The organism is Ideonella sp. (genome assembly GCF_041287625.1).
Lineage (GTDB): Bacteria > Pseudomonadota > Gammaproteobacteria > Burkholderiales > Burkholderiaceae_C > Ideonella.
Genome location: NZ_JBGGNH010000063.1, coordinates 25,627 through 50,015, shown reverse-complemented (window position 1 = coordinate 50,015; position 24,389 = coordinate 25,627). Strand labels below are relative to the sequence as shown.

Here is a 24,389-nt window from a genome sequence, read left to right as displayed (position 1 = left end):
CTCGCGATGCTTGTGTGGCCTGCCTGAGTGTCGCGGCCGCGCTCGCGGCGCTCTCAGCCACCGCCCAGGCGCAGGAGGCGCCGCCGAAGCGGACCGAACTTCGCGTCTGCCAGGACCCGAACAACTTGCCGTTCTCCAACACCAAGGGAGAAGGCATGGAGAACCGCATCGCGGAGGTCTTCGGCAAGGCGCTGAACCTGCCGGTCACCTACTACTCTTTCCCGCAGCGGCTGGCGTTCGTCCGCAACACGCTGCGCTACAAGCTGCCGGGCCAGGACTACCCTTGCGACATCATCATCGGCGTGCCGGTGGGATTCGATGAAGGCGTCTCGGTCACGAAGCCCTACTATCGTTCGACCTATGCGCTGGTGTTCCCGAAAGGCCAGGGCCTGGACAACGTCACCACCGTCGACGCGTTCCTCGCACTCGGCCCCGAGAAGCTTCGCTCGCTGCGCATCGGCGTGTACGACCGGTCTCCGGCCGGGGAATGGCTGTCGAGGCACCAATTGCTGGAGAACGGCGTTCCCTACCAGATGATGAATGCAGACCCGCAGCAATACCCGGGCGAGATCATCGAGAGAGACCTCGCGCAGGGCAAGCTTGATGCGGCCATCGTCTGGGGACCGATCGCCGGCTACTTCGCACAACGCGTGAAGTCACCGCAGTTGGTCGTGCTGCCATTGAAGTCCGAGCCGGGCCTGAAGCTGGATTACCAGATGGCAATGGGCGTGCGCTTCGGCGAGCGCGAGTGGAAGCAGCAAGTCGAAGGCTTGATCGAGTCGCATCAAGCGGACATCGAAGCAATCCTGAAGGCATATGGCGTGCCGATGGTCGACGCTTCGTACGGGGCGCCGAAGAACTGAGTGCCAACGAATGTGCCGTCGGTTCATCAGCAGGGGCGCCAGCGCAGGCCGGACGCTGGCAGGGTCGTGCCTGCTCGCCCTGAGGCTGTCGAGCTTGTTGCTGCCCGGCATGGCATTCGCCGAGCCCGACCCAGCCACGCTGATCAAGCTTTCGACCAGCGTGCTCAAGGTTGAAGTGATGCGCACCCAGGGTGGCTATTCGCTGGGCTCGGGTGTGGTGATTGGCGAGGACCGCGTGGTGACCAACTGTCACGTCACGCGGGATGCGCGGCTGATCTCGGTGCTGCAGGGCGGGCTGAGGCTGCCAGCCCAGTCGCAGCAGGTTGACGCGTACCACGACCTGTGCGTGCTGCATGTGCGCGGCATCGAGGGCAGCCGCGCCGTGGCCTTCGGTCCGGCAGGACGATTGACGATAGGCCAGGTCGTCACGGCTGTCGGCCACACGGCGGGCGCGTTCCAGGGCAGCAGTGGCGAAGTCCTGGCCCTGCACCGGATGGACGGCGCCCAGGTCATCCAGGCCTCCAACTTCTTCAGTTCGGGCGCGAGCGGCGGCGGGCTGTTCGACGCCGACCTCCATCTTGTCGGCATCCTGACCTTCCGCCTGCGCGGCGGCAACGCCCACTACTTCGCGGCGCCGATCGAGTGGCTCGCACGGTCGCGCATGGACAGCGAGGCTGCGCAACAGATCGGCCCGCTGGCGCCCGGCGAACTGGCCTTCTGGGAACGGCTGGCCAACGCACAACCGACCTTCCTGCGGGCCGCTGCGCTTGAAGTCGAGGGCAACTGGCGTGGGCTGCAGCCGCTGGCCGCAGAGTGGACCCTGCTCGACGCTGGCGACCCCGAGCCGTGGTACCTGCTCGGCCTCGCCCTCTCACGCCTGGACCAGCCGCGCGATGCTCGCCTTGCGCTGGAATGCTCGCTTGCCATCTCGCCCGACTACGCGGCGGCGCGAAACGAACTCCAACGCCTCGCACTGCCGCGCGACGCGCAATCCGAAACCCATGTGGCAGGCATCTCTTGCCGCCATTGATGCGAACTCACCTCTCATGACGCCGTTCTCTCATCGCTTCACCACCACGCTCGCCGCCGCAGCCATCGCAATCTTTGCGCTGCCGGGCGCCCCTGTTCGCGCCGAAGACGGGCCCAAGGATTTCTCTGCCGCCGAACGCGCGTTGTTCATGACGAACCAGTTCACCAAGCTGCGCCCGCCGATGACGCTGCACTACGCCTTCCATCGCAGCGGCAGCCTGGAGCCCGGCTTTGACGACAAGGTCTCGATCTCGCTGAAGGCGCAGGCAAACGGCCAGTGCTGCGACGCGAGCGGCGACTTCCTCAGCGGCGAGCACGCCGTGGTGCTGCCGCCAGTCGAGGGGGTCACGGGCAACCCGGTGATGCTCTACTTCCTCGAACGCGACGTGCGCGAGATGGAGCGGCTGACAAAGGGCAAGCAGGCCTACTTTCGCAAGCGCATCCGCATGGCGATTTACCAGGGCGCCCAGCAACGCGCGGTGACGCTGCGCTACCGCGGCAACGCTGTCGCGGGCCAGGAGTTCACGATCGACCCCTACCGCGACGACCCGAACCGCCCGCGCTTCGAACAGCTCTCGAACAAGCGTTATGTGTTCACGATGTCGGACGCCGTGCCGGGCGGCGTCTACGCCATCCGCTCGGTGATCACCGATGCTGCCAAGGGCGCGGACGCGCCGCCGCTGGTCGCCGACGAGTTGCTCATCGAAGGGGCGGAGGCAACGCCGCCAAAGCCCGGCGCCTGACCGCTGCCCACGCTGCCCTTTCCTTCGTCGCCATCAGCTTCTAACGATTCCACGGACAAGCCATGAACCATGCCCGCCTGCGCTCCTCAACTTCAAGCGCAACCCTGCTCGCCGCGCTGCTGATCGCCAGCGGCACTGCGCACGCTGCGAACGACTACCCGACCTCGGCCCGCGTGCTGTACGTGGAGGACTGCATCCGTGCGAACCCCGGTCCGTATTTCGAAATGGTCAACAAATGCGCCTGTGCGGTGGATGCACTCGCCGAGGAAGTCGACTACGACGAGTTCACGACGATGCAGACGATCAGCAATGGCATGACGATCGGTGGTGAACGCGGCAACACGATCCGCGACACGCCCGGGCTGCAACCCGAACTGAAGAAGTATCGCGAGCTGCAGGCGAAGGTGAAAAAGAGCTGCTTCATCAAAGACGCCAAGTAACCCCGACGCATCGCCTTTCACCGACCATGCGCCCCGCCCTGCACCGCTCCGCAACCGCCCTGCTGCTGGCTGCCTTGCTGCATGGGGTCACGGCCGCGCAGGGCGTGGCCGATGCACCACCGCTCGGTGTGGCCGAGATCGCGCCTGGCGTCTACGTGCACGCGGGTCTGGTCGAGGACTGGCTGCCGGGCAACGGCGGCGACGTCGCCAATCTCGGCCTGGTCGTCGGCAGCCGCTGCGTCGCGGTGATCGACAGCGGCGGCACCCCGCAGGTCGGCCAGCGCTGGCGCGCGGCCATCGAGCGCATCACGCGCCTGCCGGTCTGCTTCGTGATCAACACCCATGCCCATCCCGACCACGTGCTCGGCAACGCCGCCTTCACAGGCCCCGACACCCGCTTCGTCGCAAGCGTGAAGTTCGACGCGGCGATGGCCGCACGCCGGCCCTATTTCCTGAATGCGCTGGCGCGCGATTTTGGCGTCAGCGTCGCACCCGGCACGATGGCCGATCCGACACTGACCGTGGATGGCACCCGCGAACTGGACCTCGGCGACCGCATCGTCGTGCTGCAAACCTGGCCAACCGCGCACACCGACAACGACCTGACCGTCTACGACCGGACATCGCGCACGCTGTTCGCCTCCGACCTGCTGTTCGTGCAGCACATCCCGGTCGTCGACGGCAGCCTGCGCGGCTGGCTCGCGACGATGCAGCAGCTCGCGAAAATCGATGCGGCCCGGATCGTGCCTGGCCACGGCCCCACGCTGGCGGGCGGCCCGGATGCGTGGAAGCCGCAACAGGCGTATCTTGAGGCGCTGCTGCGCGAAACCCGCGCGGCGCTCAAGGCGCGCAAGACGCTGTCCCAGGCGGTCGACACCGTCGGCATTCAGGCTGCCACCCAGTGGCAGCTCGCCGAACGCTTTCACCGCCGCAACGTCACTGCAGCGTTTGCAGAGCTGGAGTGGGAAGACTGAGGTGCAACGATGACAGGCCGCCCGACACGACCGATCCGGATGACCCGGCGCGAAGCCGCCGCCACTGGCGGCGCGTTGATCGCCTCGCTGGCACTCGGCGGCGTGCGCGATGCACGCGCCGCGATCATGTCCGGCGATGACCCGGCGGCAAGCGAGATCTGGCAGAAGGTGCGCGCCAGCCTGTTCGAGGCTCGCCCCATCGAGGACGTTGGCGACGAGGCACTTGTACTCGACGCGCCGGTGCGCGCTGAAGACGCCGCTGTAGTGCCGATCGCGATGCGAGCGAAGCTGCCGCACACGGCCTCACGCCATGTCGAAAAACTGTACCTCGTGATCGATAACAACCCGTCGCCGATCTCGGCGATCTTCTCGTTCACGCCAAACAGCGGCCGGGCCGATGTCGAGACCCGCGTGCGCGTCGACGAATACACCTTCGTGCGCGCAATCGCCGAGACCAACGACGGGCGGCTGCTGATGCGCACGCGCTTTGTCAAGGCATCCGGCGGCTGTTCGGCGCCGCCGGGCAAGGACCCGCAGGCCGCGCTCGCATCGCTGGGCAAGATCAAGATGCGCGTCGACGGCAAGGTCGTGCTGCACCAGCCGACGCTGGCGCAGCTGATGATCAGCCACCCGAACGACTCCGGCATGGTCATGGACCAGCTGACGCGCACCTACACACCGCGCCGCTTCGTGCGCACGGTCAAGGTCTCCTACGCTGGCCAGCCGGTGCTGTCCGCGGATCTGGATTTCTCGATCAGCGAGAACCCCAACCTGCGCTTCTACTTCGTGCCGAACGCGCCGGGCCAACTCACGGCCGAGGTCGTCGACACGCACCAGGCCACCTGGAAGAGCAGCCTCGACGTGACGCCGTCCGCCGCCTGAACGAATGCGCCACGCCGCCCTGGTCACCGCACTGTCGCTCTGGCTCATCGGCACCGGTACGCCCTGCTTCGCCGCACCGTTCGCCTACATCACGAACCAGGGCAGCAACGATGTGTCGGTGATCGACCTGGCCTCGCAGCGCGTGGTCACCACGGTGCCTGTCGGCCTGGCGCCAGCAGGCGTGGTCGCGTCGAGCCGCGCTGGCAAGGTGTTCGTGTCGAACCCGGACAGCAAGACGATTTCGGTGATCGACATGCGCACGCAACGCGTGACGGGCACGCTGGCGGCCGGCAGCGGCCCGGTCGGCATGGACGCGTCGCCGGACGGCTCGCGCCTGTTCGTCGCAGACTGGTACGCGAACCGGCTGCTGGTGTTCGACACCGTGGCGGGCACCGCGCTGCCCACCATCGAGGTCGGCCGCGCGCCTGCGGGCGTGGCGGTCGACACTGCCGGGGCAACCGTCTTCGTCGCCGAACGCGACGACGACAGCATCGCCGCGATCGACATCGCGACCTCGCGCGTGCGCGGCCGCGTGAAGGTCGGCACACACCCCTTTGCGCTGCTGATCGATGCCACCCGCGAGCGCCTCTACGCGCTCAACGTGCTCAGCGACGACATCTCGGTGATCGACACGCGCCGGCTCGAGGTGATCGCCACCGTCAAGGTCGGCAAGGCGCCCTACGGCGCGGCGCTGACCCGTGACGGTGCCTTGCTGTATGTGACCAACCAGCATGACGACAGCGTCAGCGTCGTCGATGCGCAGCGGCTCGAGACCGTGCGCACGCTGCCGGGCTTCGGCTACCCCGAAGGGGTGGCCGTGCACGCCGACCGCGTCTACGTCGTCAACTGGATGGACGACGACGTGAGCGTGCTGGACGCCACCAGCGGCCGCACGCTGGCCCGCATCGCCACCGGCAGGAACAGCCGCGGCTTCGGGGCCTTCATCGGCTCGCCAACCCCGCCATGAATTCACCATGATCTTCAACGACCCCAGCACCGGAGGCCCTTTCCCATGTTCCTGAGATTCGCCAGTCGATGGCTTCAACCAGCGCTTGCAATCGCCGTTCTCGGCAGCGCGATGTCATTGCCCGCCAGCGCCCACGGGCCGACACGCCAGAAGGCCGTCGAGACCATCAAGATCGACGCACCCGCTGCGGTGGTCTGGGCCAAGATCAAGAATTTCGACGCGCTGAAAGACTGGCACCCGGCCGTCGAATCCAGCCCGGCCGACAAGGGCAACGCCGAAGGCTCGGAGCGCAAGGTCGCGCTGAAGGGCGGTGGCGCACTGGTCGAGACGCTGGAACGCTACGACGACGCGCAGATGCGCTACAGCTACCGCCTGAAAGACGGCAGTGCGCTGCCGGTCTCGAACTACACCTCGACGATCACCGTGACCGGCGAGGGCAACACCTCGACCGTCGAGTGGCGCGGTGCGTTCTACCGCGCCTACATGCACAACGACCCGCCTCCCGAACAGAATGACGAGGCCGCGTTGAAAGCGGTGACCGGGGTGTACCAGAGCGGACTGGCCAACCTGAAGAAGCTCGTCGAGGCCAAGTAGCGTGAGTCCCATGCGTGCCCTTTCGCGCACAGCGGGCTGCTGGCTGGCCGCAGCCCTGCTCGCCTGTGCCACCATGGCGGCGCGGGCCGCAGCGCCGGTTGCCATCGAACTGGCGTCCGGCGTCTACATGGTGGCCGGCACCGGCGGCGAGCCGGACGGCGCGAACCTGGGCCGCATCGGCAACACCGGTTTCATCGTCGGCCGCAAAGGCGTGCTGGCGATCGACACCGGCACCTCGTACCGGCACGGCCGCGCGCTGCTCGACGCGATCCGCAGCGTGACGGACAAGCCGGTGCGCCTGGCCATCGTCACGCACACGCGGCAAGAGTTCCTGTTCGGCGCCGCGGCGTTCCGCGAACAAGGCATTCCGGTCGCGATGCATCAAGCCGCCGCCGGCCTGATGGCCTCACGTTGCGAGAGCTGCCTGAAGACCCTGCGTTCGACGCTGGGGGAGGACGAGATGCGCGGCACGACGATGTTCGAGCCCGACATCCGCTTCACCACCCCGCCCGGGCTCGACGCGGCCACGCTGATCGGCCGGTCGATCCAGGTGCTGTATTTCGGCCACTCCAGCGGCCCCGGCGATGTCGCGGTGTTCGACCCGGTCACCGGCACGCTGTTCGCAGGCGGCCTGCTGGATGCCCAGCGCATTCCCGATGTGTTCGACAGCGACCTGCCGGCCTGGGGCGAGGCGCTGCACACGCTGCAGGCGCTGCCGCTGGAAGTCATCGTGCCCGGCCACGGGCCGGCCGGCACGAAGCGCCTGGTCACGCAGACCGAGCGCTACCTTGATCAGCTGACGACGCGCGTGCGCGCGCTGCTGGCCGCCGGCGCGCCGTTGAGCGAGGTCCCAGACGCCACCGCGCTGCCTGAGTTCGCGGCCTGGGATCAGTACGCCACGGTGCACAGGCGCAATGCGGCACTGGTCTACCTGCGCTATGAGCGCGAGCAGCTGTTGAAGTAGGAGTCTCGAAACCATGCCGTCGCCGATCAAGCCCCGCCCACGCCACCTCATGCGTCGCCAGCGCCGCGCCTTCATGCTCGGCGTAGGCGCCCTGCCGCTCGCGATGGCGCCCTCAGTGCGCGCCGCCATCGGCGGCCTGCCGAGCAACACCGGCCCGGCCGACTTCTCGCCCGAATGGGAGCTGTTGCGCGGCCGGATTTTCGGCACGCGGCCGATCACCACCGGTGCTGCCAGCCGCGTGCAGCTGATCGCGCCCCTGCGCGCCGCCTACGGTGCAGCAGTGCCGGTGAAGATCGTCTCGCAGTTGGCGCAGACGCCAGAGCTCTACGTGAAGCGCATGCACCTGCTGGTCGACAAGAACCCGTCACCGCTGGCTGCCACGCTCGAGCTGACGCCGGAAGTCGGCCAGGCCGATTTCGAGACGCGTCTGCGGGTCGACGAATACAGCCACGTGCGCGTCGTCAGCGAGCTCTCGAACGGCGAGCTGCACATGGACTCGCGCTACGTGAAGACCTCCGGCGGCTGCTCCGCGCCACCGAACCGTGACACACCCGAGCTGATCGGCAGGACGATCTTCAAGCTTCCCGGGCCACCGACGATGGACGCACCCACCGCCGCCGATGTGACGGTGATCCACCCGAACGACACCGGCTTCGAGCTGAACAACGTGACGGTGATGTTCATCCCCTCATACTTCGTGCGCACGATCGCCGTGAGCTATGCGGGCCGGAAGATCTTCGATGCCGATCTCGACTTTTCGATCAGCGAGAACCCGACCTGGCGCTTCAACTTCGTGCCGCATGGCCCGGGTGAACTGCGCGCCGAGGTCTCCGACTCGAAAGAGCACCATTTCACCGGCTCGCTGAGGGTCGGATGATGGCCCGCCACGGGCTGGGCCGGCTGTTGGCACGCGTTTTCTGTGCCGCGATGATCACGCTGCTGAGCGGCGCAACGCATGCCCTCGGCATCCCGCCGGCCTACGAACCGATCATCGTCGAACCTGCCGGCGGCCCGGAGCGCGCCGAGTTCGATCTCGGGCCGGCGCTGGCGCGTGCCCAGCGCGAGAACAAGCGCCTGTACGTCTACCTCGGCGCGAGCGACTGCCCGTACTGCCGCCGCTACGAGAACTTCCTCGGCAAGCATGCCGGGGAACTGGTGTCGCACTTCAAACCCTGGATCTTCGTTGACCTGCGCAGCGCGCTGTCGACGACGGCGAACAAGCTGTTCATCCGCGTGGGCAACAAGTCCCTGCCCTACCTCGAGTTCCAGCGTTCCATCGGCGACGAACGCACCCGCATGCTGGTCTATCCCAGCGTGTGGCTGTTCGACCCGCAGCTCAAGCCGCTGATGCAGATGCCCGCGGGCACCGGCACCTTCGAGACCATCGAAGAGCAGCTCGAGATCCTGCACCTGGTGCAGTAGCGCAACGGCAATGGCGCAGCGTTCGCGCCGCGCGACTATGTCGACGACGTGCTCAGCCGGCGCGAGTTCTTCGCGTCGCGGAACACCAGCGGATGTTCGGTGACCGTCGCCACACCAGCCTCGGCGCGTTGCACGGCCTCTTGCACCAGGCCGTGGTGAGGGCTCTTCACGCACACCGGGTCGGCCACCGTGGGATCGTGTGCGAGCAGATAGGCCTGGCAACGGCATCCGCCCAGGTCCTCCTCGCGGTGTTCGCAGCTGGAACACGGCTCCTTCATCCAGCCGGTGCCGCGGTAGCGGTTGAAGCCTTCGGAGTCGAACCAGATGTCGCGCACCGAGTGCTCGCGCACGTTCGGAAAGCTCAGGCCAGGCAGCATTTTCGCGGTGTGGCAAGGCACGGCGGTGCCGTCGGGCGTGACGGTCAGGAACATGCTGCCCCAGCCGTTCACACATTTCTTCGCCTTGCCCTCGTGATAGTCGGGGGCCACGAAGAAGATGCGCATGCGGTCGCCCAGCTTCACGCGCCAGGCATCGGCCACGGCTTCGGCGTGCTGCAATTGCGCACGCGTGGGCAGCAAGGCATCGCGGTTCTTGAAAGCCCAGGAGTAGTACTGCGTGTTCGCCAGTTCGAGGTACTCGGCGCCCAGCTCGGCCGCCATGCCGATGATGCGGTCGATGTGGTCGATGTTCAGGCGGTGCAGCACCACATTCATCACCATCGGCCAACCCTGGTCCTTGATGATCTGGGCCACGCGGTTCTTCAGCTCGAAGGTCTTGGTGTGCGAGAGAAAGTCGTTCATCTCGCGGGTGGAGTCCTGGAACGAGAGCTGCACATGGTCAAGGCCGGCGGCCTTCAGCGCACGCGCCCGCTCCACGGTCAGGCCAACGCCAGAGGTCAGCAGGTTGGTGTAATAACCCAGGCGCCGCGCTTCGGCGACGATCACCTCCAGGTCATCACGCAACAGCGGTTCGCCGCCCGAGAGGCCGCATTGCACGGCGCCGAGTTCGCGGCCCTCTCGCAGCACACGCAGCCAGTCTTCGGTCGAGAGTTCGTCAGCCTGGTTCGCGAAATCGATCGGGTTGTAGCAGAACACGCAGTGCAGCGGACAGCGGTAGGTCAGCTCGGCGAGCAGCCACAGTGGCGGGCCTGGACGCGTACTCGCGGAATCGTTCATTCCCATGTCAGCCACTTCTGTCGTCCGGCGATCTCGACGAAGGACACCACCTCGGGCCCGAGACCCTTGGCATTGAACGCCAGCTCCAGCTCGCCGATGATGGCCTCGATGCTGCGCTCGCCGTCGCAGCGCACCATGATCTCGCCGGCGCTGCCGTTGAGCTTGACCATGCCTTCGGGGTAGAGCAGCACATGACAATTCTGCGCCGGCTCCCACTGCATGCGAAAGCCCGCGCCGATGCGCGGCCGGATGGAGGTCGCAAGTGCCGTCATGCCGACACCCCGTACTTCAACGCGATCGCGTCGTTCATGGTCCACAGGATGTCGAGCTTGAACTGCAGCACCTCGAGCGCGCGCTCCTGCGCAGCGCGGGTCCTGAAGTGCGTGAGCGTGACCGAGAGGCCTTGCTCGACGTCGCGCCGCGCCTGGCTGACGCGGCTGCGGAAGTAGTGCAGGCCTTCGGACTCGATCCACGGGTAGTGCTCGGGCCAGGTCGCCAGACGCTGCTTGTGGATCTCTGGCGCGAACAGTTCGGTCAGCGAGGAGCACACCGCCTCCTGCCAAGGTGCGCGCCGCGCGAAGTTCACGTACGCGTCGACCGCGAAGCGCACGCCGGGCGCCACATGGCGCAGGTCGGTGACTTCCTCGCGGCTCAGGCCGACCGCCTCGGCCAGCCGCAACCAAGCCTCGATGCCACCGGCATCGCGGACGCCGTTCAGCTCAAAGCCGTCGTGGTCGAGGATGCGCTGAACCCAGCCGCGCCTCACGGCCGGATCGGGGCAGTTGGACAGCACCGCGGCGTCCTTGACGGGAATAGCAATCTGGTAGTAGTAGCGGTTCGCGACCCAGCCCTGCACCTGCTCGCGGTTGGCGCGGCCACCGTTGAGCATCAGGTTGTAAGGGTGGTGGATGTGGTAGGCACGACCACGCTCGCGCAGCTTCGCTTCGAACTCGGCGCCACCCCAGGCGGGCGCATCGGCGGGCACGGCTTCGCGCCGCGCTTGGAGGATCTCGGCCTTCATCGGCACCTCAGAGTTGGATCAGCATGCCGTCCTCGCAGACCTCGATGCGTGCAGCAGTCAGCGCGGCACGCTCTTCGGAGTCTTCGTCGAGGATGGGGTTGGTGTTGTTGATGTGGATCAGGCAGCGCCGTGTGTGCGACGGCAGCTTCGCGAACCATTCCATCATCCCGCCAGGGCCGGACTGCGGCAGGTGGCCGATGTCACGCGCAGTCTTCTTGCTCAAGCCCAGGCGCGGCATCTCGTCATCGGTCCAGAAGGTGCCGTCCACCAGCAGCGCATCGGCACTGGCCATCGCGTCGAAGACTGGGGGCGTGATCGCGCCGAGGCCGGGCGCGTAGAAAACGGTTGCGCCGGTCTTCTCGTCGCTGATCAGCATGCCGATGTTGTCGCCCTCCACCGGATCCTCGCGATGCGGCGAATAAGGCGCCGGCTTGCTCGACAGCGGCAGCGCGCGAAAGCGCAGGCCCGGCACACCGGCCACGCTGAAGGGCGTGCCATCCAGCTCGATGCGGTGCCGCTCGACGCCGCAATAGTGGCCGAGCACACGCAGGATCGGGTTGCCCTGGCTCAAGTCCTCGGCGACCGGGTCGGTGCACCACAGCGGCAGCGGCGAGCCGCGCTCGCGCAGCATGAACAGGCCGGTTGCGTGGTCCACCTGCCCGTCCATCAACACAACGCCGGCAATGGCGGTGTCGCGCAGCGCGCGCGCCGGCTGCAATTCAGGGCGGGCGCGGATCTGCTCCAGGATGTCGGGCGAAGCGTTGAAGAGCACGCCGTCCGAGGCATCGTCGGCCCGCACGAAGATCGACGACTGCGTGCGCGGCTTGCACCGCACACTGCCCGATCGAACGCCAGCGCAGTTGCGGCAATTGCAGTTCCATTGCGGAAAACCGCCGCCGGCGGCAGATCCGAGCACGCTGATGCGCATTGTTTGTTGAACACCGGAAAGGCGCGCGTTGCGCGTGCCTTGAAAGAGGAAGGCACCGAAGCCGCGCCTGCGCGCAGTCCGGTGCCGGTTTCATCAGCGGGCGCTGACGTACATCGTGATCTCGAAGCCGAAGCGGAAATCAGAAGCGGTCGGGGTGGTCCATTGCATGGTGAGTCTCCGGAAGTGAACGACACGCAGGCCGGTTGACCTGCGCAAGGATGCGTGTTGCGTCCCCTGATGAAGCATCTCTCGGCGCGCAGCTGCGCGCCAGTCTCCGCACCATGATTCGCGCCTCATGATTTTCATGATTGCACCCAAGGGTCGACCCGGTTCCTGCGTCGTGAGCAAACGTGTGCGCGGCTCGATGGTTACCATGGCGCGTGCTCACCTTTCCGACCTGCGACGCGCCGACGCCCATGCCATGACGCTGCGCCTGAAGATCAACCTGATCGTCGGCGCGCTGACGATCCTGTTTGTCGCGGCCGTGCTCGGGCTGCAACTGCGCAGCATGCGCGAGTCGGTGCACGAGGAAGTGGTGGCCGCCAACCGCGTCGCCACGCAGATGCTGCAGCGCAACGCCCTGCTCTATGCGGCACAGGGCACGCCGGCGATGCTCGCCTACCTGCAGGGCATTGGCCGCGTGCGCTCGAACGACATCGTGCTGTACGACGAGCAGGACCTGGTGCTGTATCGCTCTCCGGCGTCCACCTACAAGGCAGGCCGCGATGCGCCCGATTGGTTCGAGCGGCTGATCGCACCGGCGCCCTCGGTGCAGTCCATCGTTTTCCCTGGCGGCAAGCTGGTGACGCAGTCCAACGCGTCGCGCGCCGCGGTTGACGCCTGGGACTACCTGCTGGTGCTGGGCGCCTGCGCTTCGGTGCTGCTGGTGGTCGTCAACGCGCTGGTGTTCTGGCTGGTCGGGCGCGCGGTGCGGCCGTTCGGGCAAATCCTGAGTGCGCTCGAGTCGCTGGAGGCCGGTCGTTTCGACGCAAAGTTGCCGCCGCTGGCTGGCACCGAGGCGAGCTTGATCGGCGCGGCCTTCAATCGCATGGTCGGCCGCCTGCGCCAGAACATCGAAACCGAACGCCGCGCTGCGCTGGCCGAGAGCCGGCTGGTCGACAACCGCGAACTCACCCGCTGGATCGAGCGCCAGCTCGAACAGGAGAGGCGCCTCATTGCGCACGAACTGCACGACGAGTTCGGCCAGTCCATCACCGCAATGCACAGCATGGCAATTTCGATTGCCCAGCGTGTGCGCGGCCTCGATGCGCAGGCAGAGCAGGCGGCGCGCACCATCGCCGACGAGTCGTCGCGGCTCTACGAGGCCATGCACGGCATCATCCCGCGCCTCGCGCCGCTGATGCTGGACAACTTCGGCCTCGCAGATGCGCTCGGCGACCTCGTCGAACGCACGCGGCGCAGCCAGCCAGGCGCAAGCATTGAATTGCAGGTGGGACTGGGCGACGCGAACCTGGCGGCCGATGTCGCGCTGGCGCTGTACCGCGGCGCGCAAGAAGGCATGACAAACGCACTGCGACACGGCCACGCGACGCAGATCTCCGTGTCGATGCGGCGCGAGGCCGATGCCGCGCTGCTCACGGTCACCGACAACGGCCAGGGCCTGCCGGCTGCACCGACGCCCAGCGGCCACCATGGCCTTCGCTGGCTCGCCGAGCGCACCGAGGGCCTGGGCGGCAGCTTCCGCATCGCCAACCGCATGCCGCAGGGCGTCGAGATGCAGGTGCGGCTGCCTTTGATGGAGGCAAGCGCCACATGATCCGTGTGATGCTGGTTGACGATCACGCGCTCGTGCGCATGGGTTTTCGCATGCTGCTCGCCGACGCGCAGGTCGAGGTCGTGGCGGAGGCTGACACCGGCGAGCAGGCCTGCGCCGACTACGCCCGCGTGCGGCCCGATGTCGTGGTGATGGACCTGTCGATGCCCGGCATGGGCGGGCTGGAGGCTGTCAGGCGGCTGATCGCACAGGACCCGAAGGCGCGCATCCTCGCGCTCTCGGCCTTCGAAGACACCGCGCACCCGCGGCGCGTGCTGCGTGCCGGTGCGCTCGGCTACCTGGCCAAACGCAGCGCCCCCGAGGCCCTGATCGCCGCGGTGAGCTCAGTTGCGGCCAACCGGCCCTACGTGGATGCGCACACGGCGCAGGCGCTCGCGGTCGCCGAAGTGGGGGGAGGCACCAGCCCGACCGAGGCGCTCAGCGAACGCGAGTTCTCGGTCTTCGTGCAGCTTGCCCGAGGTCTGAGCGTGGCGCAGATCGCCGACAACCTGAGCCTCTCGCCCAGCACCGTCGGCACCCACCTGTTCCACGTCAAGCAAAAGCTCGGCGCCAGCAACCAATCGGAGCTGACGCTGGTGGCGCTGCGCTGGGGTCTGATCGAAGCCTGACCCCCGAATCTGGGGACGTATTCGGGTCAACCCTTATCTCTGGCATGTTTGTTGCGCTGGCCCAGGTACGGCCGGCTCCCGCCCGCCGAGGGAGCGTCCGACATGCGCTGGTGGTTCGTCGCCTTCATCCTGCTGCTTGCAGCGCGTGCCGCCGCTGCCGACGAGGGCATCCTCGGCGTGCTGGCGCGCTCGCAACTCGCGCGTCTGGACCAGGCCCCGTCCGCCAACCCGGCCGGTGCACGCGCCCGAATGGTGCGCGCCAGCCTCGAGACCCTGGCGCGCGCGCTGCCGCTCCGGCACCCGGTGGAACTGCGTGTGACCGCGGGCGAGACGGTTGCCGAAACTCTCCAGGGCCGCATCCTGCTGGCGAACGAATCGCTGGCCGATCTGAGCGAAGGCGAGCGGCTGTTCATCCTCGCGCACGAGCTCGGGCACATCGAGCTGCGTCACTGGGAACAGACGCAGCAGCTCTACCAGAAGTGGGTGCCCGGCGCGGTCACCCCGGACCAAACCGAGCCGGTGGCGGCGCTGCTCGGGCGCGATGCCTCCGGGCTCGGCCATCGCCAGGAGCTGGAGGCCGACGCTTTCGCGCTGCGGACGCTGCACATGCTCGCGCTCGGGTCAAGCCAGCCCCTGCAGGACGCGAGCGCCGCGCTGACGCATTTCGGCGTGATCCGCGACACGCCGACCCATCCCGGAACGGGAAAACGGCTCGCAGCGATGCGAGCCGTTGATGCGCAGCAACCGGCCCGGTGGCCGGGCGAAATTCAGGCGACGACGCGGAACGAGCTCATCGACGCCGTCAGCTTGCCCGACTGACCCTTCAGCGACTGGGCCGCTGCCGCGAGTTCCTCGACGAGCGCGGCGTTCTGCTGCGTCATCGTGTCGATCTGGGCAATCGCGCTGTGCACCTGCTCGATGCCGTTGCTCTGTGACTGACCGGCGTCGGCGATGTCGCTGATCAGGGCCGACACGCGCTTCACGCTCTCCAGGATTTCCTTCATCGTGCGGCCCGCATCGTCGACCAGCTTGGAGCCGGCCTCCACCTTCTGGGTCGAGTCGCCAATGAGGGTCTTGATCTCACGTGCGGCGGTCGAGCTGCGCTGCGCGAGGCTGCGCACCTCGGAAGCCACGACCGCGAAACCGCGGCCGTGCTCGCCGGCCCGTGCCGCCTCGACCGCGGCGTTCAGCGCCAGGATGTTGGTCTGGAAGGCGATGCCGTCGATGACGCCGATGATCTCGGAGATCTTGGTCGCGCTGCCGTTGATCTCACCCATTCTCAAGATCACGTCGCGCATCGTCTTCTCGCCGCGCGCTGCGACCTCGCTCGATTGCGTGACGACGGTACGCGCCTCCTGCGTGCTGCGGGCATTGCTCTGCACCGTGTTGGAGAGCTGTTCCATCGAGCTGGCGGTCTGCTGCAGTGCGCTGGCCTGGTTTTCGGTGCGGGTCGAGAGGTCGAGGTTGCCGTTGGCGATCTCCTCGGAGGCGATGTTCACGCCGCCGACCGTCTCGCGCACCGCCAACACAGTCTTGCGCAGCTTCTTGCGCATGGAATTGAGTTCGGCGCGCAGCCACGAGATCTCGTCCTTGCCGGGCGATTCGATCGCGCTTTCCAGGTCGCCGCCCGCGATGCGGATCACGCATTGCACCGTCGATTCGACCGATTCCTTGATGCTGCTGCGGATCACCATGCCCGCAACCAGCGAGAACCCGCAGCCACCGAGCGCGGCGAAGCCCAGCAGCCAGACCGCAGTGCTGGCCGGCACTCCGCCCTGCAGGGCCCAGGCTGCGCCGGCACAGATGCCTGCGATGATGACTGCGGTGCAGCCAAAGCCAATCGTCACCCGGCGCACCAGGCTCACTCTGCGAATCCAACTCATGTGTGTCTCCGATAAACACCGATCGGCATCCCATGCTCGCGATGCCCTGTTCTTTCCCGCTGAGGGAAGTTTCGGCAGCATCGGCTTCGACTTAAGCGAATAAGTCACGCCACGCGGTCGCGGCCTTCGAGGGTGGCTGGACGCGAAGCGGCAGGTCTGGGGGGCAATCAGGCCGCGTCGATGACCGGCCAGCCCGCTTGCCGCGCGTGCTGGCGCAGGCGGGCGTCCGGCCGCACGGCGACCGGGTTCGAGACTGCGCCGAGCAGCGGCAAATCGCTCGCCGAATCCGAATAGAACCAGCTGTGCTCGAACGCCAGCAGGCCATCCGCGCCGCCCGGCATCTCCTGCGCCAACCATTGCCGCACCCGCGTGACCTTGTGCTCGCGGAAGCAGGGCAAACCGTCGATGGCGCCGGTCAGCGCACCGTCCGGGTGGCCGTCAACGGTCGCCGCCTCGGTCGCGACGACATGCGCAATGCCGAACAGGCGAGCGCAGGGCTCCGCGATGAAGCGGGTGGTCGCGGTGACGAGGACGCAGCGGTCGCCGGCGTCGAGGTGGCGCTGCACCAGCGCCAGCATGGCTTCTGGCACGCGAGGGCGCAGCGCGCGCTCGAACTCGTTCGCCCACTGCGCCAGTTTCACCCGCGGCACGCTCGCCAGCGGCGCAACGCTGGCGAAGTGCATCGCGTGAATGTCAAGCGTGCCGGCCACGTACTGCCGACAGTAGCCGAGGTAGGTTTCTTCGGCCTGCGCGGGCAGAACGCCTCGCTCGACCAGGAACTGCGTCCAGGCCATGCCGCTGTCGAACGGAATCAGCGTGTGGTCGAGGTCGAACAGCGCGAGGTTCATGCAGCAACATGCCGCGGCAGTGCCGCGAGTTCGGCGGGCAGCGCGCCGCGCAAGGCGTTGCAAACGACGATGCGCTCGGCTTGCGCGAGATCGGCGCGCGTCAGGCTGCGCAGCTGCGCGTTCCAGGCCGGGTCGTCGAGCACCACGCCGCGCATCACGCCCGGGAGTGCCCCGTCGGAGACCGGCGGCGTCCACCAGCGGCCGTCGATGCGAACGAACACGTTGCTGCGCCCGCCTTCGACGAGCCGGCCCGCACGGCTGAAGAACAAGGTGTCGAACGCGCCGGCGCTTTCGGCCGCCCGCACGCCGGCGTCGTAGTGCTGTCGACGCGTGGTCTTGTGGGCCGCGAGCGCGTCGGCCTCGGGCAAGGTGTCGTCGCCGAGCAGCAGCCGCACCGGGCCGGCAGGCAGCGGGGCGAGCGCCGCGTGGGTCAGGCTGGTACGCCCGCCGTGCGCAAGCGCGAGGCGCAAGCGCGTCTCGACGGGGGCATTCGGTTGAAAGGCCAGCAGCTTCTGCAACACGGTCTCGCGCTCGAACGCGAAGCCAAATACGCGCGCGCTGTGCGCGAGCCGGGCGAGGTGACGCTCCAGGTGCCGCACGCCCTCGCCCGGGCGCCACAACATCGTCTCGAAGAGCTCGAAGCCGGGATCGAGGCCGGTCAGGAAGCGCGCCTTCAGGCGGCACTCGTCGAACTCGTCGTCGGCGCGGCTGTCGAGCACGATGCCGGCACCCACGCCGATGCGCAGCGCGCGCAGGCCGCTGGCCTCGGCGCCCAGCGTCAGCGTGCGGATCGCCACTGAAAGGCAGAAGTCGCCGATGCGCGCTTCGCCGGACGGTGCATCCAGCCAGCCTATCGCGCCACAGTAGAGACCGCGCGGCGTGCTCTCCAGGCCGGCGATCAGCGCCATCGTGTGGTGCTTCGGCGCGCCGGTGATCGAGCCGCACGGGAACACCGCGCGCAGCAGTTCCGGCACGCCGACTTCGGGACGAATCTGCGCTTGCACCGTCGAGGTCATCTGGAACACGGTGGCGTACGGCTCAATCGCGAACAGCGCCGGCACCCGCACCGAGCCGGTCTGCGCAAGCCTGCCAAGGTCGTTGCGCAACAGGTCGACGATCATCAGGTTCTCGGCGCGGTTCTTGATGTCGAGGGCCAGCAGGCGCGCCGATTCGCTGTCGCTCTCCGGTGCGGCGACACGGGCGGCCGTGCCCTTCATCGGGCGTGCCGTCAGCAGGCCGGCCTCGTGGCGCAGGAACAGCTCGGGCGAGAGCGACAGCACATGCGTGCTCGCCCAGCCTTCCGGCAAGGCGATGAAGGCACCGTAGTCGACCGGCTGGCGCGCCCGCAACCGCCGGTACAGCGCGACGGGCGATCCGAATGCCGCACCGTTCATCCGGTACGTGTAGTTGACCTGGTAGGTCTCGCCGGCACGGATCGCCTCGTGGATCGCCTCGATGGATCGCGTGAATTCGGCGCGGTCGACACTCGGCCGCAGGTTCATGGTGCCGACCGGTTCGTCCGCACCCGAGGTGTCGCGCTCGGCGAGCCAGGCATCGACCGCGTCGCGAGACAGGTGGGTCAGCGAGCGGAACATCAGCACTCGCAGCGCGCAGTGCTCGCCGGGCTTGTCGTCGCCCGCCCGGATGCCAGCCTTCAGCAGCTTCGCGCCCCACTCGTAGTCGGCCAGCAACACCGCGTGCAGCCCTGCGCTCAGGTCGGCGTCGACCTGCGCCCAGGTCGCATCGAGCAGTGCCGGGTCGGCGCAGACATGCGCGCGCTCGAAGCCCTCGTACAGGCGGCTGCTCGGCCGCGCATTGGTCGCGGCGCGGTCGTCGAGCAGCGCGAAGCAGGCCATCGTCGAACGCCCGGCAACACTCAAGACCAGTCGTCCATGTCGTGCTTGATCTTGTGGCGGTTCGCGATCAGCTCCTCGACCGACGGCTCGTTGTTCAGCGCGCGGCGGATCGCGAGCATCGTCGCCTCGTGGTTGGTGCGGTACATGTCCTGCTTGTCCAGGTTCGGGTCGGTCGCGCAGCGAGGGTCGATCCAGACCAGGCTGATGATGCACAGCTCGTTGGCGATGTCCTTGGGGATGATGCCTTCGATCAGGCAATCGACCACCGCATCGGCGGTGGCGCTTTGCACCACGCCGCCGTACAGGTCGATGTTCGCGAAGTCCTTCAGCGTGACCTTGGGCACGACGATCGTGGCGGGCCGCACCAGTTGGTTGCAGGCGCGGATGGCGAACATCGCGGTGTGGCCCTTGCTCTGCGCCATCATGTTGGCGAAGGCCTGGCCGACCGGGCCGTTGGTGCGGCCGATCAGGATCTCGGGCATCGCATCGGTGAACTGGCCTTCGCGGGCCAGCACGGTCGCCTCGCCGGCGTGGAAGAGGTAATCGTTGCTCATCGTGGGTCTTTCGTCAGGGGAATTGTCGGTTGCCGCGCGGCACCGCAGCCGCAAGCCTACACGGTGACGATCAACTCGCCGCGGCCATCGGCCGCCAGGTCCCCGAGGTGGCGCACGGTGCGCCGCGCCGGCAGGCCGGCGAACGGCCCACCGTGGCGGGCGATGTCGCGCGCGATCAGCTGCCACGCGACCGCAGCATCGACCAGTGCCGGCACGAAGGTCGGCGGCAGGACCGGCGCCGGCCCCGCGAACACGACGCTGCCGCGGCGCATGCCGTAGCCCACGTGCGCGCCGGCTTGCCCACCGATGGCGATGGTGCCGGCGACCAGCCGCGATGCGAGGAAGTCGCCGACATTGCCAAACACCAGCACCGTGCCGCGCCGCATGCGGTCAGCGAATCGATCGCCGGCATTGCCGCGCACGATCAGCGTGCCGCCGCGCATGCCGTCCATGCTGCCGGGCAAGGTGCTGGCGGCGTGGTCGCCGACATTGCCGGTGATCGTCAGCATGCCGCCCGCCATCTCGCACGCGGCCAGCAAGCCGGCGTTGCCCTGCACCTGGACGTCACCACCGGTCATGCAGGCGCCAACGTAATCGCCCGCCGGGCCCGCGACCACGATCCGCCCACCGGCGAGCTGCCAGCCGATGCGGTCGAAGCGCGACAGGTCACCCTCGAACACCAGCTCGCCGCCCGCATCGGGCGAGTCGTCGCAGGCGACCGAGAAGAACTCGGCGAGCGGCAAGGTCTGCATGCCATGCGTCACGGGCAGCCGCTCGATCTGCGCCAGCGTCAGCCCTGCGAGTGCTGCCGGCGTCACGCCGCGCAGGTCGACCCGCAGCGCGGGTGCCTGCTTCAGGACGAAGCGCACGCGGCTCATGGCTTGCCCCCGGCATCGAGCAGCTTGTGCAGATGGAAGTGGTACGGCCCGAGCTTGCCGCCATAGTTGCCGGCCGAGACCCGCAGCATCCCGCCGGCCGCGCCGATCTCGATGCAGGCGTCCATGCCCACACGCATCGCCGCGCCGACATCGGCCTCGGTGAGGCCGTCGATCACGATTTCGAGCACACAACGAACCTCGGGCGTGAGTTCGCTCTTGGCCACCAGGCCGTAGAGGCCGGGGCAGAAGGCGTCATTGGTCGAGGCGCTGAGCGCCGCATACTTGCTGCCGACCTTCGAGCCCGAGCGCACCACGCCACCGGGGAATGGCATGACCACGTTCGGCAGGCGCTTCATCGCGGCCACTGCTGACTCGGCGGCATGCAGCGCAGCCTCGGTGTTCGTCGCAAGCATCAACAGGTTGCCGCCGCCGACAGATTTGGTCACCGCTGTCGTTTCCTGCGCGACGAACTCGCCGTCCATCACCGGCACGCGCCAGTAGCGCACGCCATTGATCACCTTCGAGATTTGCCAGCCGTCGCCGAAGAAGCGCAGGTTCTTGCCGAGCGCGATGGCCTCGCCTTCGCTGATGCCGGCGAACACCGCGGTGGTCGGGCAGGTCAACACACATTGGCCGACCCGGCGCTCCACCTGCTTTGCGAGTTCCTTGCCCGACATCGAGAAGATCAGCAGCGAACAGCCAGGGCGACCGTCGGGCGTTTCTTCCGGGCCGAGTTCGCGTTCGATGCCGGCCTCGCAGCCGCAGGCGATCACCGAAGTGGCGAAGCCGGTGGTACTGGCGGCCGCGTGCCGGGCCCAGGTCATGTTGTGGGCCGTGACGATCAGGCGCGTGGCCTTCATCGGGAAGGCTTCGGCAAAGGTGTCGTCGATGACGACGCCGTTGATCACACGTGAATCGCTCACGGGCTGACCTCGAAGCACGCGGCGGGCAGCAGGCGCCCACCGTTGCAGCAGCTGCACAGTTCGTCGTGGCCGATGGCGATCTGATCGAAATTCACGCCGCCGTGCGTGGCCAGGTGCTTGCGCAGCAGGGTCTCGATGCTGCGGTCGTACTCAGGCGCGACGAAATGCGTGCCGCCGACCGGCACGGCGGTGATGCGTCCCGCCTGCGCCACCAGCGCGCCGTCCTTGAAGACGTAGGCCGGTGTCGCGAACATCGCCTCACGATCCGCGTCTTCCCGGTACACCGCGATGTCGGCTGCCGCCCCTGCTCCGAGGTGGCCGCGGTCGGTCAGGCCGAGCAGCCGGGCCGGCGCGGCGCGCGTCATGATCGCGATCTCGTAGAGCGAAAGCTCGCGCGTGATCGATTTCAGCGCGGCGTTCGCCGCCACCTCGGGATGCAGCTTCGCCAGTTGCTCGGCGCGGAAGCTGCGGTCCATCAGCAGGCGGATCAGGTGCGGGTAGCTGGTGAACGGGCCGCCGTTCGGGTGGTCGGTGGTGAGCACCACGCGCCAGGGGTCGTTCACGAGCAGGAAGATCTCCAGGCCGATGACCCACTGCAGCGCGTTGACGAAGTTCTGGTCGCGATAGCGGAACGGCACCACCCCGCAGCCAGCCTCGCACTCGATGTCGGCACCGATCCACTTGCGCGGATTCGCCAGGTTCGACTGCGCGTGCTGGCGCATCGTGTCGCCCGAGGCGGTGACGGTCTGGCCGAACATGATCTGGCCGACATCGATGCTCACATTCGGGTGTGCGTTGACGGCCTCGGCCAGCTGGATCGCGGCCGACGAGAATTTCTTCGGCCCCTCGGTGCCGTACGCGTGGAACTGGATGTGCGTGAGGTGGGCGGGCAGGCCTTCGAGTGCCGCGATGGTCTCCAGCGTGGACTCGATGTTGCCGGCCACGCCGAGGTTGCTGCCGTGGATGTGCAAGGGGTGCGGCACGCCGAGCTCGCGCAGCGCTTTCGCGAGGGTGTGCACCACCTGCCGCGGCGTGACGCGCCAGTGCACATGGTCTTCGTCGACATTGAGCTTGCGCTGGTTGAACTTGAAGGCCGAGATGCCGCCCGGGTTGACGACCTTGATGCCCATCGCCTTGGTGGCGTTGAGAGTCCAACCGGCGTAGTCGCGGATGCGCTCGAAATCTGCGCCGCGGCTCAGCATTTCGAGGAACAGCTCGTCGTTGCCCAGCATCACGTAGGCGCCATGGTCGAGGATGGGCGTGTCGCCCATCTCCATGTGCGTGTGGCGCGCGTTGCAGGCCATCATGGCCGGCTCGAACGCCGCCGTGTAGCCCATCTCTACATAGCGGTAGCCGGTCGCCAGCGTGCCCGGCGCGCAGCCACCGCAGGAGGCGAGTTCGAGCGGGTTGTCGGGCAGCGCGATCGGGTTCGGACCGGCGCGTTGGAACTCCGGCAGCAGCATGCGCGCGAGATTGACCTTGCCGCCGCCGATGTGGGTGTGCATGTCGATCCCGCCGGCCATCACGATGCAGCCGCTGACGTCGATCTCTTCGGTCGCCACCTCGCCGGGCGCGAGGGCCACGATGCGGCCGTCGCGCACGAACAGGTCGCGGGTTTCACCGTCGACACCGTTGGTGGGGTCGACGATGCGGCCGCCGCGCAGGCGCAGTGTCTTGGTCATGCGTCGGCCTCAAGCGGCTGATGAGGCGGCTGATGAAGCGGCTGTTGCAGCGCCTGCGTGATGCGCTTCAGCACATCGGCCACGGCAGGCAGGGAATCGGTCCGAAGCGCGCGCAAGGGCATCAGCACCGAGCCGTCGGTGCGGAACAGATGCCCGGCGGATCCGATGCCGGGCGTGGACACGGGGATGAACACAGTTCCGCTCCCACGTGTTGCATCGGCAAATGCCGGGTGACCGAGCACGATGCGTGGCAAGCCGGTCTCCGGCGGCGCAGGCTCGCTGCCGAAACTGGCAATCCAGAGCAGTGCATCGACTGCGCCGTCGGCGAGCAGGCGCTTCGCGTCGAAACGCAGCGGCTCATGCTCCAGGCCGGCCGGCGAAGCACGGCTGCGCAGGGGCAGGCCGCCGAGCCAGGTGAACACTGCGTTGACGGTCGAGGCGCCGTCGCCGCCACCCAGCGGCAAGGCGGCGGCGCGGGTCTTCAAGTTCAGCGTCGACACGATCCGGTTGATCGCTTCGATGATCAAGGCGGCTTGGGATGGCATCTGCCCGGCCTCGTACACGAGCACAGCGTACTTCGCCAGGCGCAATTCATCGGCGAGCTTGGCGAGCGCCCCGGCCGCCACATCGGAGGCAACGGAGCGGCCGGCCACGCTGGCCGCGAGCATCGCGACTGTGTCGAACAGGTCAGCGTCGAAATGGACGACCTCCAGTCCGTCGATGGCAGGGGCCGCTGCCTGGCTCGTGGCCGGCTGCAGCAACACCAGCCGCGCGGCGCCTTCCTCGCCGATGCCGCAGCGCCGCAGGAACTCAGGGTAGCGCTCGCTCGGCATCGAGCCGACGCAGACGATGAGGTCGGCGCGGGTGCGAACCTCGGCCAGCGTGGTCGTGAACGCGCCGCGGTCCTGCAGCGCGCGCAGCGATTGCATCAGCGAAGCGCCGCCGGCCGGATCGCAGATGGCACCGGTGCGGCATGCCAAGGGGTAGAGCGCGCGGGCGCCCGCCGCGTCGGTGCCGAGGCCGCCGAACAGCGGCTGGTGGCTGGCGGCAAGCAGACGCGCCGCCGCGGCGATGGCCGCCTGCGGTTCGCAATCGACACCATCGATCTGCGCACGCACGACCGGCGCCTCGACCGGGCTGAACCGCGACAAGCCGGCGCGTGCGCGGGCACAGTCGCTGCCCTCCAACACCCAGGCACCCTCGCTCCCGGCGACAGAAAAGCTGTCGCACAGGAGGGGGCAGAACGGGCAGGTCCAGGGCGCCGGGGCGTGGCTGGAAGACGATTCGAGGGCACTCATCAGGCAATCACCACGCAAGCGATGTGCCATTCATCGCGCACACCACGCGGCACACGCCTCGG

The 24,389-nt window shown here is 67.8% G+C and carries 27 protein-coding genes; 14 read left to right on the top strand and 13 right to left on the bottom strand.

Annotated elements, in window-relative coordinates; genetic code table 11:
• Positions 1 to 14 precede the first annotated feature (14 nt).
• The 11 genes from ACAH41_RS23355 to ACAH41_RS23305 all read left to right on the top strand — a co-directional run bounded on the left by ACAH41_RS23355 (position 15) and on the right by ACAH41_RS23305 (position 8,878).
• A complete protein-coding gene (locus ACAH41_RS23355) occupies positions 15 to 863 on the top strand; it encodes a substrate-binding domain-containing protein (RefSeq protein ID WP_370538541.1) in 849 nt (282 codons plus the stop codon).
• 109 nt (positions 864 to 972) lie between these two features.
• Positions 973 to 1,893 (top strand): trypsin-like peptidase domain-containing protein, encoded by a 921-nt coding sequence (locus ACAH41_RS23350; RefSeq protein ID WP_370538540.1) that lies wholly within the window; start codon positions 973 to 975, stop codon positions 1,891 to 1,893.
• A gap of 16 nt (positions 1,894 to 1,909) precedes the next feature.
• Complete coding sequence (locus ACAH41_RS23345; protein ID WP_370538539.1) at positions 1,910 to 2,635, top strand: hypothetical protein; 726 nt, start codon at positions 1,910 to 1,912, stop codon at positions 2,633 to 2,635.
• A gap of 62 nt (positions 2,636 to 2,697) precedes the next feature.
• Positions 2,698 to 3,075, top strand: coding sequence for a hypothetical protein (locus ACAH41_RS23340; RefSeq protein ID WP_370538538.1), 378 nt, complete (start codon positions 2,698 to 2,700; stop codon positions 3,073 to 3,075).
• 128 nt (positions 3,076 to 3,203) lie between these two features.
• Positions 3,204 to 4,049, top strand: coding sequence for a quinoprotein relay system zinc metallohydrolase 2 (locus ACAH41_RS23335; RefSeq protein WP_370538537.1), 846 nt, complete (start codon positions 3,204 to 3,206; stop codon positions 4,047 to 4,049).
• Between the two features lie 75 nt (positions 4,050 to 4,124).
• The gene (locus tag ACAH41_RS23330) at positions 4,125 to 4,931 is read left to right on the top strand and encodes a quinoprotein dehydrogenase-associated SoxYZ-like carrier (RefSeq protein ID WP_370538536.1); all 807 of its coding nucleotides are present in this window, start codon (positions 4,125 to 4,127) and stop codon (positions 4,929 to 4,931) included.
• 4 nt (positions 4,932 to 4,935) lie between these two features.
• Positions 4,936 to 5,898 carry a YncE family protein gene (locus tag ACAH41_RS23325; protein ID WP_370538535.1) on the top strand — a complete coding sequence of 321 codons (963 nt, stop codon included), beginning with the start codon at positions 4,936 to 4,938 and terminating at the stop codon, positions 5,896 to 5,898.
• A 111-nt stretch (positions 5,899 to 6,009) separates the two neighbouring features.
• Complete coding sequence (locus ACAH41_RS23320; RefSeq protein WP_370538534.1) at positions 6,010 to 6,492, top strand: SRPBCC family protein; 483 nt, start codon at positions 6,010 to 6,012, stop codon at positions 6,490 to 6,492.
• Positions 6,493 to 6,502: 10 nt separating this feature from the next.
• A complete protein-coding gene (locus tag ACAH41_RS23315) occupies positions 6,503 to 7,456 on the top strand; it encodes an MBL fold metallo-hydrolase (protein ID WP_370538533.1) in 954 nt (317 codons plus the stop codon).
• A 13-nt stretch (positions 7,457 to 7,469) separates the two neighbouring features.
• Entirely contained in the window at positions 7,470 to 8,333 is an 864-nt protein-coding gene (locus ACAH41_RS23310) for a quinoprotein dehydrogenase-associated SoxYZ-like carrier (protein ID WP_370538532.1), read from the top strand.
• The gene (locus ACAH41_RS23305; protein ID WP_370538531.1) at positions 8,330 to 8,878 is read left to right on the top strand and encodes a thioredoxin family protein; all 549 of its coding nucleotides are present in this window, start codon (positions 8,330 to 8,332) and stop codon (positions 8,876 to 8,878) included. Before ACAH41_RS23310 ends, ACAH41_RS23305 begins: the two co-directional genes overlap by 4 nt.
• Positions 8,879 to 8,913: 35 nt before the next feature.
• Here the strand turns inward: ACAH41_RS23305 and pqqE are convergent, their stop codons facing one another.
• The 5 genes from pqqE to pqqA form a co-directional block, all read right to left on the bottom strand.
• Entirely contained in the window at positions 8,914 to 10,059 is a 1,146-nt protein-coding gene (gene pqqE, locus ACAH41_RS23300) for a pyrroloquinoline quinone biosynthesis protein PqqE (protein ID WP_370538530.1), read from the bottom strand.
• A complete protein-coding gene (pqqD, locus tag ACAH41_RS23295) occupies positions 10,050 to 10,325 on the bottom strand; it encodes a pyrroloquinoline quinone biosynthesis peptide chaperone PqqD (RefSeq protein ID WP_370538529.1) in 276 nt (91 codons plus the stop codon). Before pqqD ends, pqqE begins: the two co-directional genes overlap by 10 nt.
• Positions 10,322 to 11,074 carry a pyrroloquinoline-quinone synthase PqqC gene (gene pqqC, locus ACAH41_RS23290; RefSeq protein ID WP_370538528.1) on the bottom strand — a complete coding sequence of 251 codons (753 nt, stop codon included), beginning with the start codon at positions 11,072 to 11,074 and terminating at the stop codon, positions 10,322 to 10,324. The genes pqqD and pqqC overlap by 4 nt, the downstream gene beginning before the upstream one ends.
• Before the next feature lie 7 nt (positions 11,075 to 11,081).
• Positions 11,082 to 12,002 (bottom strand): pyrroloquinoline quinone biosynthesis protein PqqB, encoded by a 921-nt coding sequence (gene pqqB, locus ACAH41_RS23285; protein ID WP_370538527.1) that lies wholly within the window; start codon positions 12,000 to 12,002, stop codon positions 11,082 to 11,084.
• Between the two features lie 93 nt (positions 12,003 to 12,095).
• On the bottom strand, positions 12,096 to 12,170 hold the full coding sequence (gene pqqA, locus ACAH41_RS23280; protein WP_370538557.1) for a pyrroloquinoline quinone precursor peptide PqqA: 75 nt from the start codon (positions 12,168 to 12,170) through the stop codon (positions 12,096 to 12,098).
• Between the two features lie 205 nt (positions 12,171 to 12,375).
• On the opposite strand from pqqA, the gene ACAH41_RS23275 reads away from it, so the two are divergent.
• The 3 genes from ACAH41_RS23275 to ACAH41_RS23265 all read left to right on the top strand — a co-directional run bounded on the left by ACAH41_RS23275 (position 12,376) and on the right by ACAH41_RS23265 (position 15,224).
• Positions 12,376 to 13,779 carry an ATP-binding protein gene (locus ACAH41_RS23275; protein WP_370538526.1) on the top strand — a complete coding sequence of 468 codons (1,404 nt, stop codon included), beginning with the start codon at positions 12,376 to 12,378 and terminating at the stop codon, positions 13,777 to 13,779.
• A complete protein-coding gene (locus ACAH41_RS23270; protein ID WP_370538525.1) occupies positions 13,776 to 14,405 on the top strand; it encodes a response regulator in 630 nt (209 codons plus the stop codon). The genes ACAH41_RS23275 and ACAH41_RS23270 overlap by 4 nt, the downstream gene beginning before the upstream one ends.
• Before the next feature lie 102 nt (positions 14,406 to 14,507).
• The gene (locus tag ACAH41_RS23265; protein WP_370538524.1) at positions 14,508 to 15,224 is read left to right on the top strand and encodes a M48 family metalloprotease; all 717 of its coding nucleotides are present in this window, start codon (positions 14,508 to 14,510) and stop codon (positions 15,222 to 15,224) included.
• On the opposite strand, the gene ACAH41_RS23260 is transcribed toward ACAH41_RS23265, so the two are convergent.
• The 8 genes from ACAH41_RS23260 to ACAH41_RS23225 form a co-directional block, all read right to left on the bottom strand.
• A complete protein-coding gene (locus ACAH41_RS23260) occupies positions 15,173 to 16,369 on the bottom strand; it encodes a methyl-accepting chemotaxis protein (protein ID WP_370538523.1) in 1,197 nt (398 codons plus the stop codon). The genes ACAH41_RS23265 and ACAH41_RS23260 overlap by 52 nt on opposite strands.
• Before the next feature lie 86 nt (positions 16,370 to 16,455).
• Positions 16,456 to 17,136, bottom strand: a complete 681-nt coding sequence (locus ACAH41_RS23255) for an HAD family hydrolase (RefSeq protein ID WP_370538522.1) — start codon at positions 17,134 to 17,136, stop codon at positions 16,456 to 16,458.
• Positions 17,133 to 18,992 carry an aminodeoxychorismate synthase component I gene (gene pabB, locus ACAH41_RS23250; RefSeq protein ID WP_370538556.1) on the bottom strand — a complete coding sequence of 620 codons (1,860 nt, stop codon included), beginning with the start codon at positions 18,990 to 18,992 and terminating at the stop codon, positions 17,133 to 17,135. The genes ACAH41_RS23255 and pabB overlap by 4 nt, the downstream gene beginning before the upstream one ends.
• A 20-nt stretch (positions 18,993 to 19,012) precedes the next feature.
• Positions 19,013 to 19,546, bottom strand: coding sequence for a formaldehyde-activating enzyme (gene fae / locus ACAH41_RS23245; protein WP_370538521.1), 534 nt, complete (start codon positions 19,544 to 19,546; stop codon positions 19,013 to 19,015).
• A 56-nt stretch (positions 19,547 to 19,602) separates the two neighbouring features.
• Positions 19,603 to 20,424, bottom strand: coding sequence for a formylmethanofuran dehydrogenase subunit C (locus ACAH41_RS23240; protein ID WP_370538520.1), 822 nt, complete (start codon positions 20,422 to 20,424; stop codon positions 19,603 to 19,605).
• The gene (fhcD, locus tag ACAH41_RS23235) at positions 20,421 to 21,347 is read right to left on the bottom strand and encodes a formylmethanofuran--tetrahydromethanopterin N-formyltransferase (RefSeq protein ID WP_370538519.1); all 927 of its coding nucleotides are present in this window, start codon (positions 21,345 to 21,347) and stop codon (positions 20,421 to 20,423) included. Before fhcD ends, ACAH41_RS23240 begins: the two co-directional genes overlap by 4 nt.
• Positions 21,344 to 23,029, bottom strand: coding sequence for a formylmethanofuran dehydrogenase subunit A (locus ACAH41_RS23230; RefSeq protein WP_370538518.1), 1,686 nt, complete (start codon positions 23,027 to 23,029; stop codon positions 21,344 to 21,346). The genes fhcD and ACAH41_RS23230 overlap by 4 nt, the downstream gene beginning before the upstream one ends.
• On the bottom strand, positions 23,026 to 24,327 hold the full coding sequence (locus tag ACAH41_RS23225) for a formylmethanofuran dehydrogenase (RefSeq protein WP_370538517.1): 1,302 nt from the start codon (positions 24,325 to 24,327) through the stop codon (positions 23,026 to 23,028). The genes ACAH41_RS23230 and ACAH41_RS23225 overlap by 4 nt, the downstream gene beginning before the upstream one ends.
• Positions 24,328 to 24,389 lie beyond the last annotated feature (62 nt).